We start from the raw sequence: 14,175 nt of genomic DNA, 5'->3' as shown, positions 1-14,175 counted from the left end.
CAACAAAATAGAAATGAGGCTACCCCGCAATGGTTCAGCCTCATTCTTATATATCATCTGTACATTATCTATTTCCCTGTTGCCTCCAGATGGTTTTTCAGCGGATTGCAATACATTTCGTATATCTTCGTACGCAAGTACGCCTCATCCTTGTCAGGCACATCGGTTATCTTTGCTATCTGCCCCGTAACGTATTGTTCGAAAGCAGTTTGCTGCTCTTTCGTATATTTATCAGCAAAACGGTTGCCCGCCTCCACTAAGTCGTAAGCAATGTAATTGCACGGATATATCTCATAATTGCGGTAGATTTGATTATCGATGCATGACGTAACCATATCCACCTGCAGACGCTTGTCCGGCTCGGCTGCGGCAATCTTGTCCAATTCGGGATTTATACATGTCCCGAAACGGAAAACGACATGTCCCTTCTGCCCGAGCATTCCCGTCTCCATGCTTATCAGGTCATCCCACGGAATTTTTTTATGATCCGGATTGTCGCGCTTCAATTGGAACTCTCTTGCTTTGAGGTAGTCGCACGGATCAAATTCGTACGATATAGCCAACGGTATGAGGTTCAACTCTTTCAGGCTTTCGATGAACGATTTATCCTCCGGCGCAAGGGCAAGCATCTTCAAAAGGCTGTCTTGCGTACGGTCGTTGCCATCTTTGGCGCGCCCTTCGCGTTGTGCCATCCAGATGGATTCGTGCTTCTGCGTAATGGCATAGTGCACATATTCGGACAGATGTTTCGACACCATCAGCATCTGCCGCACCGAAACTCCACGGCGTACGATAAAGCTCTTGTTGAGCCTCACAAGCGTATCTATCCACGGATGAATGAGAAGGTTGTCGCCGATGGCAATCTCGGTCGTATCGAAGCCGTTGCCCGAAAGAAGGATATTCAGGAAAGAAGCATCCAGCACAATATCGCGATGGTTAGAAAGGAATACATGTGATTTATCCTTGTCTATATTCTCCCAGTTATCGCCACGGAGGCCTGCCGTAACACGGCTTGCCAAGAGTGTCACCGTCTGAAACACCATTTCGTGTTGAAATTCGGAACGTGTTTTATAGCCCGACATCACTGCCGAAAATTGTTCCCAGTCTACATCCGGCAGGATATAACCCACCGCATGCTGAAAGCCGGGGTCAGCTAACAATGTCTGTATGGCCTCGCGCACCTCACTGTCGTAAAGAGGCCTGATGTCATCAAAATAAGCATTCTTATCACTCATGTATATCTTATTATAATTTCATTCCATATTCAAATTAAGCCAGCTATTGCTTTACTAAGTTAACTATAAAAATTAATATTGCAAGTTAAGCAAATGTTAACTGTTCGTATCGCGGCTGGCAATATAGCCCCTCCATTTATCAACGAGCTGCACCATATCCTCTGCCAGAGGCGATTCGAAAAGCATTTCCTCGCCTGTGCGCGGATGCACAAAACCCAATGTGCGCGCGTGTAGTGCCTGACGGGGACATATAGCGAAACAGTTCTGTACAAACTGTTTGTATTTCGTAAAACGTGTACCTTTCAGTATCTCGTTCCCGCCATAACGGGCATCGTTGAAAAGGGTATGCCCTATATATTTCATGTGTACGCGTATCTGGTGCGTACGTCCCGTCTCCAAACGACAGCGAACCAGTGTGACATAGCCCAGCCGCTCCACAACCTCGTAGTTGGTGACGGCAGCTTTGCCATAATCGCCTTCGGGGAAGACAACCATTTGCAGGCGATCTTTCAGGCTGCGCCCGATATTCCCTTCTATGCGGCCACTATCTTCGGCTACCTGCCCCCAAACGAGAGCTATGTATTCGCGTTTGGATGTTTTATGGAAAAATTGGGAGGCTAAATGTGCCTTCGTCAATTCGTTCTTGGCAATGACAAGCAGTCCCGATGTGTCTTTGTCGATGCGGTGTACCAACCCGAATCGCGGATCTTTGGGATCGTAGCCCGGCGTATCTTTCAGGCGGAAAGCAATGGCATTGACCAGCGTACCCTGCCAGTTGCCGAAGCCCGGATGGACAACCAACCCCGGCTGTTTATTGATAACCATCAGGTCGTCGTCTTCGTATATTATATCCAACGGAATATCTTCGGGGATAATTTCCAGCTCGCGGCGCGGGCGTTCCATCATCACCGTCACCACATCGTTGGGCTTCACCTTGTAATTGGATTTTACGGGGGTGTCGTTCACAAAGATGTTTCCCGCATCGGCAGCTTGTTGTATGCGGTTCCGCGAGATGCCCACGATATGCATCGTGAGGTACTTATCCACACGGATGAGGCTTTGCCCCTTATCTGCGACAAAACGATAATGCTCGTGCAGTTCCCCGCCCTCACTATCGCCCTGCTCTATTTCTTCACCGACTATATCGTCGTCTATTTCTTCAAAAATATCTTCTGTCATCTATTCGAAAAAGGTTTGGTCTACTTCTGCTTCGGGCGCTTCATCAGCATCGTACAGAGCGCCTCCTGCACCAATCACCATACGGATAGGAGTACCTTTGGGCAAACGTTTGCCCGGCTCCAGTTCTTTCCCTTGATATTCTAATCTCACGACCAACCCTTTGAAGCGCGAAGGCACTTCGGTGATGGTTATCTTGTCGAAGCCCAACGCCTGCAATTGCGCTTCGGCCTGACGGCGCGAATAGTCCTTGAGCGACGGGATAGTAACCATTTCCTTGCCTTTGGCTTTTATCGTCAGGTAAATCGTACGCCCTTTTTTCACGTGCGAACCATCCTTCGGCACCTGATCGATAATCGCCCCGGGAAGGGCATTGGTGTAATAAACGGAGTCTATTACTTCGTAAGATAGTTCTTTTGTCTTCAATACCCGGGCGGCATCTTCCACCTGAAAGCCCTGCAAAGCAGGCACTGCCACCGATTCGTTGTGGCGGGTATATCTGTCCAACGCAAAAAGTGTAATAAAAACCAATATCAGGAATACGCCGATTATTATCAATGCATTCAACAATATGGGCAACAGGCGCCGGATATTCTTTTTTTTCTTTTCAGCCATTTAACTGCCTTTCGTTTATTTCATTCTATATGCCTACCAGATTCATCACCTCGATGGTCACCCCTTCGAGCTTGAGCGTATGGTTCTCGGTTTTATAAGCATCATACTCACCCCAGAACGGATCGCGTACTTTCTCCCCTGTCGGAATCTGAAAGCCGACTACTATCGATCCTTCTGCTATTTTTTTCGTCCCCTCGGTACGTGGTTGCAAAATTAACTTATAAATATCAAAAACATGGTATTTTTTGCCTTTATATGTCTCTGTTTTGACATCAATCTGCTTCGGCGTGATGTTGCGCGAGTAAAAATCGCCCTTCAGATAAGGGTAATTGACATCCGTCACGGCATTTACGGACGGGGCGGTGGTATATAGGCGGTAGGTTAACGTCAGCGTATCGGTGGTAGCGGCTTTGTCCTTCGAAACGATTGTCCGCACAAAGGCGTCTACTTTTTCCGATTTGGCCGGAGTATCTTTTTTCTGTGTTTTGGCAGGGCTTTTCATCACCTGCTCGTCGTCGCCGCCTTCGGCCTCAATCGTCTTTTTATCCGATTTGTAGACCTTTCCGCCTACTGTGACTTTCCCAATCGGGAGCGTATATTTCCCTCCCTTATTGGCTACTACGGAGTAGGAATAAGTGACCGCTTTTTCGGTCGTAGTCTTCCCCTCCTTGGTTATCATGCTCGTCGAATTAGCGATAGAAGGGCCATACCTGACCTCTAATTTCCCAAAATCCTCGGGCACTTCTATTTTCAGGTCGATGTTCTCGCTTGTTTTTGCAACATATCTGACATAGAATATTTCGCCTACCTCTACTTTGTCGGGCGCGTCTACTTTCAGCGTCACGCCCTGCCCTTTCGCCCCGATAACTATTGCCATCAAAGCGAGAATCAACAATGTGTGTTTCAATGTGTTTTGTAAATGTTTCATCGCATTACCAGTCCTTATCTTGTTGTCTGTTCTGGCTGTTCTTACGCTTTTGTTCATTCGCTTTCTGCTGCTGAACGCGGGCTTGAGTTTCTTTTTCTTCCTGCTCCAAGGCTTTCAGAATCTGTTCGATACTTTCGCGCGACATCTGGTTTTCGTTGCGCTGATCCTGCGGATCCTGATTCTGATCCTGTTTATCCTGATTTTCTTGGTTGTCGTTCTGATCATTCTCGTTTTTATCCTGCTGATCTTTTTGTTGTTCTTCTTGATCTTTTTGTTGATCCTTCTGCTGGTTATCCTGTCCGCCGCCATCGCCTTCGTTGTCTTTCTGGTCTTGTATCATTTTCTGTACCACAGCCAGATTATAGCGTGCTTCGTCATCCAACGGATTGCGGCGAAGGGCATTTTTGTAAGCATCCATCGACTTGTTCAGATCCTCCATGCGCGGAAGCTTGTCGGGTTGTTTCTGGCTCGACGCTTTAGACGGATCTTCCTGTTTCGGCTCGATGGCTTTGTGCAGATAGCTATTGCCTATATTGCTCCACGAGCGGCTTTGCCTGGCTTCGTCGGCTTCGATGATGTTGTAGTCCTGATAGGCCTTGATTGCCTCGTCCCAGCGATTCTGACGGTAATAGGTATTCGCCAGATTGAAGAAGGCTTCTTTGTTCTTATCTTCTTCTTTCACCTCTTTTTTGCGGTCTTTAGTTTCGGCCTCGTTATACAATTCTATGGCTTTCTTGTAGCGTTCTTCGGCTTTTCCGTATTGCTGGCCGCCATAGTTATTGTCGCCCTTATGCGTTTCTTTGCGGACTTTGCGCTGAGCTTGTACGGCTGAAACACATACGACGGAACATATAAGTATGATAATGAATCTTTTCATAATCCTGTTTTAGTGCTTTCTATTTAAAAAGTCTGACATTTTTGAATAGTTTGTTTTTCTTATCGAATACGCATACTTCAATCAGAATAAGCAGGAGCATAGCCCATGCAAACCATTCGAACTTTTCGTCGTAATCGGAGAATACCATGCCTTCTACTTCTCCTTTTTCTAATTTTTCCAATTCGTTCTGAAGGTCTTTCAGCGCGCTATTGGAGTTGTCGGCGTGCGTATAAAGCCCGCGTCCTGCCTCGGCTATCTTACGGCACATATCTTCGTTGAGCTTCGTCACCACAGGGTTTCCCTGACTGTCGTGCTTCACATTGTTCAGTTTTCGCCCCAGAGGAATAAACGAGCCCTGCGTGGAACCGATACCTACCACATTGACGTGTATCCCTTTATCGGCAGCACGCTTGGCGGCATCTTCCGCGCTGCCTTCGTGCCCTTCGCCGTCGGTAATGAGGACGATGGCTTTATCGGATGTTTCGTCGCTCGAGAAGCAACGCATACACATATCTATGGCAGTCCCTATCGCCGTTCCCTGCACAGGTACGAGCGAAGGGTCTATCGTTTCGAGGAAGAGCTTGGCGGACATGTTGTCGGCAGTCATCGGCATCTGTACGTAGGCGTCTCCGGCAAAGACCACAATCGCGACTTTATCGTCTCGTCTTTCGTTGATGATGCGTGTCAATATCTGTTTTGCCTTTTCCAGCCGGTTCGGAGCTACATCGTTTGCCATCATCGAGTTGGATACGTCGATGGCGATGGCCAGTTCGATTCCTTTGCGTTCTATCTTTTCGGGTTTCGTCCCGAATTGCGGACGGGCAAGCACAATGACGCCGAATCCGAGTGCCGCGAGCGTCAACCAGAATTTGAGGTACGACCGTTTAAGCGACAATGCGGGCATCATCAGTTTCACCAATTTCAGGTCGCCCAGTTTCAGCACGTTGCGTTTCTTGGCTATATTCAACAGGATGAAGCCGATGATGAATACGGGCGCTGCCAGAAACAGGTATAAATATTCAGGGTTTGCGAATCTAAACATAGTTTTTTATTAGTTAACTACCCCCTCCCGACCTCCCCCACAAGGGGGAGGAGCAAGAGGTTTGTATTTTTATTATCAATAATATAGCCTTCTCTTTCATACCCCCTCTCTGAAGGAGAGGGCTGGGGAGAGGTGACCTTATGGAATGGTACGGAACATCGTCCGCCTCAAAAACAATTCGAACGCCACTACACAAAGCGCAGCCAGTGCAAAGGGGAAATATAATTCCTTGCGCCGCGTCACGGTATTGGTGCTGATATTGTATTTTTCCATTTTATCTATCTCGTCGTAAACTTCTTTCAGCTTAGCATTGTTCGTCGCTTCGAAGAACTCGCCGCCTGTCATTTCGGCTATTTTTTCGAGAATTTTTGTATCCATCGAAAATTCCTGATAGTCGGTTCTTCCCGTGTAAGGGTTGCGGAATGGTATCCGCCCTTTGGAACCGACAGCAATCGTATGCACGCGTATGCCGTACGATTCGGCCGTTTCGGCTGCCGTCTGGGGGGCTATCTGTCCGGCGTTGTTTTCGCCATCCGTCAGCAGGATAACAACACGCGACTTGGAATCGCTGTCTTTCAGCCGGTTGACGCAGTTTGCCAATCCCATCCCGATGGCTGTACCGTCTTCTATCAGCCCGAACTGAACTTCGTTCAACAGGTTGAGCAGTATACGGTGGTCGGTGGTCAGCGGGCATTGCGTAAAGCTTTCGCCAGCAAAAACGACCAATCCTATCTTGTCGTTGGGGCGGCTGTTGATAAACTCGGCAGCTACTTTTTTGGCAGCTTCCAGACGGGTAGGTTTGAAGTCCTGCCCGAGCATGGAACCCGATACGTCGAGCGCCAGCATGATATCGATACCTTCGGTCTTGGAGATTTCGGAAGAGTCTACACTCTGTGGGCGCGCCAGTACGATAATAAGCAATGTTATAGCTGCAAGCCTCAGGACAAAAGGGAAATGGCGCAGGTAGGTGCGTATGCCCGGCGATATGCCGCGAAACGGTTCTGCCGACGACATTTTGAAGCTTGCCTGCATTCTCCTCAATTTATATATGTACCACCCGATGAGGGGGATGAGTAAGAGTAGAAAATATAAATAATGCGGATTAGCGTATTCCATTTATTGTATTTCTTTTTTGCTGTTAGCGTCATTGTTAGTATTCACTTCTTCACTTGCCTGAACGGGCTGATAGATTTCACCTTCTTTAGTTGTTACCACTTCTTCTATTTTCGTCTGGTTAACAAAGAGGTAGGCGTTCATCATGCTCAGGTCGTCCTCGTCGGTGAGCGGGGTATACCGGGCAAACTTGACAAGGTCGGCAAGGCGTAGTATCTGCTCCAGATTGACAGTCGACGAGGCTGTATCGGTCACGCGGTGTACGGCTTCGATTATCTCGTCCGAAGTCATTTCGGGTGCGTCGATACCGAAACGTCCGTCGATATAGTTACGCAGGATGTCGGTCAGGCGGGTATAGTATTCCTTGGTCTGTCCTTTCTGCCATATCTTACTGTTTTTCAGCTTATCGAGTTCATTCAGGGCAATAACGTGCGGCGGTTTTATTACTTCGGCTTTGAAGTAATAGCCTTTCTTCTTCTTGCGATAGAGGAAGAAGATAACCAATCCGGCTACGATAACCAGCCCGATAAACAGCAGCACGTATGGATAGAAGGTGATTACGAAGTCCACAACCATATCCAAAAACGACCATTTGACGGCCTGTATGTCTTTGATGTCGTTTACTCCCAGCTTGTTGAAGTCGATATTGGCGGCTTGTCCATTCTTTATCACTTCGAGATAGACGAGTGTACTGTCGTTCAGGTCGGGCGCTGTCACCTTCAAGCCCAGTGTGTTGGTGTAGAGGGTGTCGTTGTCGGCCAGCACGGGCAGCCCCGGTATGTGATACAGGGTGGAATCGAAGGAGGTAATGACGTATTGTTGGCGGATGGTCATCACTTCGGTCATGGTAGTATCGGGCTGAATCATGCCTAATACTTCGACGCCTTTCACGATGGAATCGTTAAAGACGGGGAAGAAGACGTTCATATCCTTCGGCGCAGTAACATAGACGCTTATGACAGCTTGTTCGCCGATAAGTATATCTGCCGGTTCGATAGTCGCCCTCACCGATGCTTTCTGCCCGTACAGCGATAGGCCGGCGGCGAAAAGCAGCGTAAAGAGTATAAGTTGTTTAAGTTTTACCATATTATTCAGTTACAAGTAAACGAGTTACGAGTTACAAGTATTTTCAATTAGCACATTAGCATATTATCTCATTAACGCATTAATTATCAGCTGCGCATCTTAAAGATAGTCATCAATGCTTTTACATAGTCCTCATCGGTACGCACCGAAACGCTGTCGACACGGCTGCGGTTGAAGGTATCCTTCATGCGCACCTGCCGTTCGTCCCAATAGCGATGGTATGCATCGCGCAGTTTCTTCGAGGAGGTGTCTATCCATTGCTCGTGGCCTGTTTCGGCATCGCGTATCTTCATCAGCCCCACTTTCGGCAGCATCACTTCCAGCGAATCGTAGACTTGCAGAGCTACTACGTCGTGCTTGCGGTTGGCGATGGTCAGTGCGTTTTTGTAGTCGTTTTTGTCTACAAAGTCCGAAATCATAAAGGTTGTGCAACGCTTTTTGATGACGTTTGTCAGGTACTTCAATGCCATACTGATGTCGGTTTTGTCACTTTCGGGCTGAAAACTAATCAGTTCGCGGATGATGTAGAGGATATGCTTTTTCCCTTTCTTGGGAGGGATGAATTTCTCTATCTTGTCCGAGAAGAAAATGACACCGATTTTATCGTTATTCTGGATAGCCGAAAAGGCAATGGTTGCCGCCATCTCGGTCACCATATCACGCTTCATGTTCACGTGTGTACCGGTGTCCTGACTGCCCGACATATCGACAAGCAGCATCACGGTCAGTTCGCGTTCTTCTTCGAACACCTTGACGAACGGTGCATTGTAGCGCGCTGTCACGTTCCAGTCGATGTCGCGTATATCGTCGCCAAATTGATAGCTGCGTACTTCGGCAAAGGACATACCGCGCCCCTTGAAAGCCGAATGGTATTGCCCGGCAAAGATATTGCTCGACAGTCCCCGCGCTTTGATTTCAATATGACGGACTTTTTTTAATAATTCAGATGTCTCCACTTCGTTCAGTCATCAGTCAACAGTCAACAGTCAACATTTTTTGTTTCCTGTTTTCCATCGACATTCGTTTTATCTATTCTTACTTTCTTAATAATCGCATAAAGCATTTTTGCCAACTCATCAGCATCGTTGTATATACTAACATAGATATCCTCTTCTATATATCCGGTATCTTTCAACAATGAAAGCCAGTACTTCGTTTCCAGAACTTCTTTATAAGCAATGCTTAGACGCGCTGTAAAATCAGGTTCGGATATCGCACCGTTTGCTTCGGCAATGTTAGCACCTATTGAGGTTCCGCTTCGTAATAATTGCTTCGATAAGACGAATTCCTATTTTTCTCTCAAATATTTATAAGCATTGATTATTCTGATAGAAAAGGAATATGCTTTTTCGTAAACTTTACTTTTTGTTATCATCTTATCGCCAATTAATCCTCTTACAATCTTGATTGTGAGCATTGCAGTTGTTGACTGTTGACTGCTCACTGTTGACTGTATTTACGGTACTTCTACTTTATTAAGTATTTCGCTGATGATTTCGTCCGAAGTCGTATTCGTAGCTTCCGCTTCGTAAGTCAAGCCGATACGGTGGCGCATAACATCGTGGCAAACAGCACGCACATCTTCCGGTATAACATATCCGCGACGTTTGATAAAGGCGTAAGCACGCGATGCCAATGCCAAGCTGATAGTGGCACGAGGCGATGCCCCGAATCCAATCATGCCTTGCAGGTTAGCCAGTCCGTTTTCTTCCGGGAAACGGGATGCAAATACGATGTCGACAATGTATTTCTCTATTTTTTCGTCCAAATATACTTCGCGCACCACATCGCGGGCAGCGATAATCTCTTCGGCTTTCATCACCGGATCGAGTTTCGGATAAGCCCCTTTCAGGTTGTCGCGGAGGATTTGCTGTTCCTCGTCCTTGCGTGGGTAGTTGATAACGACTTTCAGCATGAAACGGTCGACCTGTGCTTCGGGCAGCGGGTATGTACCTTCCTGCTCCACCGGGTTCTGCGTTGCCATCACGAGGAATGGTGCCGGCAGCTTGTAAGTCTTTTCGCCGATGGTCACCTGACGTTCCTGCATGGCTTCGAGCAGGGCACTCTGTACCTTTGCCGGAGCACGGTTGATTTCGTCCGCCAATACGAAGTTGGCGAAGATAGGACCGTGTTTTACCTGAAATTCTTCATTCTTCTGGCTGTAAATCATCGTACCGATGACGTCGGCAGGCAAGAGGTCGGGCGTAAATTGTATGCGGCTGTAATCGGCATCGATAAGCGAAGCCAATGTTTTAATAGCCAATGTTTTTGCCAATCCGGGAACCCCTTCGAGGAGGATATGCCCGTCGGCAAGCAAACCGATGAGTAACGATTCTACGAGGTGCTTTTGCCCTACGATTATTTTGTCCATTCCCATCGTAAGCGCCTCTACAAAGGTGCTTTTGTTCTGAATTTTCTCAGTTAATTCACGAATATCTACTTGACTCATAATTTTTTTATTAGTCTACTAAAAGTTTGTTATTTATATTGTTTTATTTTATTCAGTATTTTCATACACACAGAGACTTCGACAGTCTAAAGTGGTAGACAAAAATAAAAATGTTAAATCGTAATTGCTATAAATAGGCGTTAAAAAAAATTAAGTTCTTATATTTGCTGCAAGATACGATAAATAGTTGTTAATCTTTTAATCCGAAACAAACAAACGTAAGTTATTATGAATACACTATATCCAACTTCGAAAAAGGCAAGAACGGCGATTACGATGATATGGATAGTAGCATTTTTCGCATCAGCACTGCTTCTTTCGGAGGTATTGGGCTTGCTGGGCTTTATCGATTATAATGCTCCCGATGCCGACTGGAATGGGAATTGGGAAATCTTTCTGGTTTACTTCCGGTTATTTTCGATAGCAGGCGTCTGCACGGTGTTCCTTATTTCGGCTGTCACATTCATCCGGTGGTTCTGGCCGCTCTACCGCAATCTGCACGATTACAATCCCGACCTGGTGTACACGCACACATGGGCGGTGTGGTGCTGGTTCATTCCTTTTGCCAACTGGTTTATCCCTTACCGTATATGGCGGGAGCTTTTTGAGGAGACGAACATCCTTTTCTCGCGCAACTCGTCTACAAGGCATATCCGGTTAGATACGGGCCGGCTCAAACGCTGGTGGGCATACTGGCTGCTTTGCTCTATCGCAGCACTGGAAGCGGTACTTTTCAATTTCTTTCTGCCCGAAACGATAACCAGCTCGGTCTTTATATTATTGCTCTCGGCATTGCTCATCTGGGGAGCCGTCATCACCGTGGGGCTTATCCGCGAATACACAGTAGCAGAGCATTTTTTCAGAGAAATAGGGAAGAAAAAGCTGTAAGATATCAACAAGAAAGCAACAACCCAACCAGATAAATAAAAAAAGAGGACGCCTTATCGCAAGGTGTCCTCTTCAGTATTAATTAAAAAACTTCAATTAAAAGACCCAAATTCAATTTTCTAAAAAACTTAAAACTAAAATTTTAATTGTGAGACCCAAATTTTAATTTAAAAAGTTCAAATTGAATGACCCAAAGTATTTATTTATGAAAAAAACTTTTTTTTAACCAAGGCAAAAATAATATTTTTTTCATCATTAACAAAAAAAAACTTCCATACTATGCTGCAATCAATCCTCTTCGGACTGGCTGGCAGCATATTCTTTCAATAGTTTGTCCTGTACATCCGAAGGCACCAATTCGTAGCCGGCGAATTTCATCGAGAACGATGCCCTTCCGCCCGTCATAGAACTGAGACTGATGGAGTAGCTCGACATTTCTTTTAGCGGCACTTTGGCTTTCAGCACATCGATATCGCGGTCGCTCTCCATACCGAGAATCATTCCGCGACGGTTTTGCAGATCGCTCATCACGTCACCCATCTTGTCGCTCGGCACGTAAACCGTAACATCATAGATAGGTTCGAGGATTTTCGGCCCTGCATTCTTGAAGGCTTGGCTGAATGCGTTACGCCCTGCCAGCATAAACGAAATTTCGTTCGAATCTACCGGGTGCATCTTGCCATCGTACACCACTACGCGCACGTCGCGGGCATACGAACCGGTCAGAGGGCCTTGCTCGAGGCGCGACATGATTCCTTTGATAATAGCCGGCATAAAGCGGGCATCGATAGAACCGCCCACGATACTGTTCACAAAGACGAGCTTGCCGCCCCATTCGAGGTCGAACGTCTGCACATCACGTGCCTGCACCTTATACTCCTGCCCATCGAAGCGGTACGAAGAAGGCATTTCCATCCCCTCCATATAAGGCTCTACAATCATGTGCACCTCGCCGAATTGTCCTGCCCCACCCGATTGTTTCTTGTGGCGGTAGTCGGCACGGGAAGCACGGGTAATCGTTTCGCGATACGGTATTTTCGGTTCGATGTATTCTATTTGTATCTTGTCATTATTCTCGATGCGCCACCTAAGTGTTTTCAGGTGGAATTCTCCTTGCCCCGAGACGATAATTTGCTTCAATTCTTTCGAGTTCTCTATCTGCCACGTAGGATCTTCCTCGTGCATGCGTTGCAGGATTTCGCTCAGCTTTTCGCTGTCTTTCTCGTTCACTGCCTTTATGGCGCGACGGAATTTCGGTTCGGGATAACGGATAAAGTCGAAACGGTTATCCGTGCCTTTCCCGTTGAGGGTATTCCCTGTGCGCACATCTTTCAGCTTGACGGTTGCACCGATGTCGCCCGCTACGAGTTCTTCCACCGGCGTGCGTTGCTGTCCGGCCACACAGAAAAGCTGCCCGATACGCTCTTTTGATCCGCGATCGGCATTCAGCAAGTCGTCGCCTACACGTACCTTTCCGCTCATCACCTTGAAGTAGGAAACTTCGCCTACGTGCGGCTCCATCGACGTTTTGAAGAAGAACAGGCTGGTAGGGCCATCGGCTTCGGGTTTCACCTCTTTACCTTCGGTATTTTTAGGCGCAGGCATGTCGCGCACATAGGGCACCACATTGCCAAGGAACTCCATCGTACGGCGCACGCACATATCCTTTCCGGCGCTGACGCAAAAAACAGGGTATATATCGTGATGCACCAATCCCCAACGGATTCCCATACGCATTTCGTCTTGTGTGAGAGTGCCTTGTTCGAAGAATTTTTCCATCAGCGATTCTTCGTTTTCGGCTGCAGCTTCCACCAGTTTCTGATGCAATTCGGCTGCTTTTTCTTTCTGATCATCAGGGATATCTAACACCTCGGGCGTTCCTCCTTCGGCTTTCCAACGGAACATTTTATTCATTAATACGTCTACTACGGCATTAAATCCTTCGCCCACATTAACGGGATATTGTACCAAAACAGCTTTACTTCCGTACTTCGATTGCAGTTGCGATACCACATTGTCGAAATTAGCCTTAGGATGATCGAGTTGATTGACGATGAATATAACCGGCTTTTCGAGGCGGTTGATAATCCTCAACTGGTTGACTGTGCCTACTTCGAGCCCGTATTGGGCATTCAACACCATCAGCGCCGTATCGGTCACGTTGAGGGCAGTCACTATATTACCTGCAAAGTCGTCGCTTCCCGGGCAATCGATAAGATTCAGTTTGCGGTCTTTCCACTCTACCGAGATAATGCTCGAAAAGACCGAGTATCCGTACTCCTTTTCCACCGGGAAATAGTCCGAAACCGTATTTCCGTCTTCTACACGTCCGCGGCGTTTTATAACTCCACTCTCGTAAAGCATAGCTTCAGCAAGAGTGGTTTTCCCAGATCCGGAACTACCGACAATAGCAATGTTCCTGATTTCGCTGTTTTGATACGTTTTCATGATACTTAGATTTTTTAAGAATTTAAAGATATATGGGTTTCTTATCTCGTCTGGTCAACATCACGGGCTGCCTCTAAAGTCCATGATTCTCAAATATAAAAAATCTTTTACGGAAATAAAAGACAATTTACCTGCAAAAATATTTTTTATGTTTTAAAATATGTTTTTCGGATATTCTTTTTTGCTATATCTATTTTTGGGGGAATTGAATACAAATAACATAATCAATCAACAGTTATCTACTAATTTATCTATACAGGGAGAAGTGATATGGTCAACAGTGAGCAGTCAACAACTTTGTCATCCCGAAACGCAGTG

Annotated in this window: 12 protein-coding genes and 1 pseudogene; 1 reads left to right on the top strand and 12 read right to left on the bottom strand. The window is 46.6% G+C overall.

Annotation, left to right across the window (positions count from 1 at the left end):
- Window positions 1-68 precede the first annotated feature (68 nt).
- The 11 genes and pseudogenes from D0T66_RS09565 to D0T66_RS09515 form a co-directional block, all read right to left on the bottom strand.
- Complete coding sequence (locus tag D0T66_RS09565) at window positions 69-1,235, bottom strand: 1-acyl-sn-glycerol-3-phosphate acyltransferase (RefSeq protein WP_163357058.1); 1,167 nt, start codon at window positions 1,233-1,235, stop codon at window positions 69-71.
- Between the two features lie 96 nt (window positions 1,236-1,331).
- On the bottom strand, window positions 1,332-2,414 hold the full coding sequence (locus tag D0T66_RS09560) for an RluA family pseudouridine synthase (protein ID WP_163357057.1): 1,083 nt from the start codon (window positions 2,412-2,414) through the stop codon (window positions 1,332-1,334).
- Window positions 2,415-3,026 (bottom strand): PASTA domain-containing protein, encoded by a 612-nt coding sequence (locus D0T66_RS09555; RefSeq protein WP_163357056.1) that lies wholly within the window; start codon window positions 3,024-3,026, stop codon window positions 2,415-2,417.
- 25 nt (window positions 3,027-3,051) lie between these two features.
- A complete protein-coding gene (locus tag D0T66_RS09550; RefSeq protein ID WP_163357055.1) occupies window positions 3,052-3,954 on the bottom strand; it encodes a BatD family protein in 903 nt (300 codons plus the stop codon).
- A 4-nt stretch (window positions 3,955-3,958) separates the two neighbouring features.
- Window positions 3,959-4,831, bottom strand: a complete 873-nt coding sequence (locus tag D0T66_RS09545) for a tetratricopeptide repeat protein (RefSeq protein WP_221412205.1) — start codon at window positions 4,829-4,831, stop codon at window positions 3,959-3,961.
- 19 nt (window positions 4,832-4,850) lie between these two features.
- The gene (locus D0T66_RS09540) at window positions 4,851-5,873 is read right to left on the bottom strand and encodes a VWA domain-containing protein (RefSeq protein WP_163357054.1); all 1,023 of its coding nucleotides are present in this window, start codon (window positions 5,871-5,873) and stop codon (window positions 4,851-4,853) included.
- Between the two features lie 138 nt (window positions 5,874-6,011).
- A complete protein-coding gene (locus D0T66_RS09535) occupies window positions 6,012-6,989 on the bottom strand; it encodes a VWA domain-containing protein (protein WP_163357053.1) in 978 nt (325 codons plus the stop codon).
- Window positions 6,990-8,072, bottom strand: coding sequence for a hypothetical protein (locus D0T66_RS09530; RefSeq protein ID WP_163357052.1), 1,083 nt, complete (start codon window positions 8,070-8,072; stop codon window positions 6,990-6,992).
- 86 nt (window positions 8,073-8,158) lie between these two features.
- Entirely contained in the window at window positions 8,159-9,028 is an 870-nt protein-coding gene (locus D0T66_RS09525; RefSeq protein WP_163357051.1) for a DUF58 domain-containing protein, read from the bottom strand.
- Between the two features lie 23 nt (window positions 9,029-9,051).
- A pseudogene (locus D0T66_RS09520) lies at window positions 9,052-9,348 on the bottom strand (four helix bundle protein); the annotation flags it as partial.
- A gap of 180 nt (window positions 9,349-9,528) precedes the next feature.
- Window positions 9,529-10,521, bottom strand: coding sequence for a MoxR family ATPase (locus D0T66_RS09515; RefSeq protein ID WP_221412204.1), 993 nt, complete (start codon window positions 10,519-10,521; stop codon window positions 9,529-9,531).
- 228 nt (window positions 10,522-10,749) lie between these two features.
- Between D0T66_RS09515 and D0T66_RS09510 the strand changes: the two genes are divergently transcribed.
- Entirely contained in the window at window positions 10,750-11,409 is a 660-nt protein-coding gene (locus D0T66_RS09510) for a DUF4328 domain-containing protein (RefSeq protein ID WP_163357050.1), read from the top strand.
- A gap of 288 nt (window positions 11,410-11,697) precedes the next feature.
- Here D0T66_RS09510 and D0T66_RS09505 read toward each other — a convergent pair whose 3' ends face one another.
- Window positions 11,698-13,857, bottom strand: coding sequence for a translation factor GTPase family protein (locus tag D0T66_RS09505; RefSeq protein WP_163357049.1), 2,160 nt, complete (start codon window positions 13,855-13,857; stop codon window positions 11,698-11,700).
- Window positions 13,858-14,175 lie beyond the last annotated feature (318 nt).

The sequence above is a fragment of the Dysgonomonas sp. 25 genome (assembly GCF_010501075.1).
In the GTDB taxonomy this organism is placed as follows: domain Bacteria; phylum Bacteroidota; class Bacteroidia; order Bacteroidales; family Dysgonomonadaceae; genus Dysgonomonas.
The sequence above is the reverse complement of the archived record's forward strand: the minus strand, read 5'-3'. Positions and strand labels throughout refer to the sequence as shown.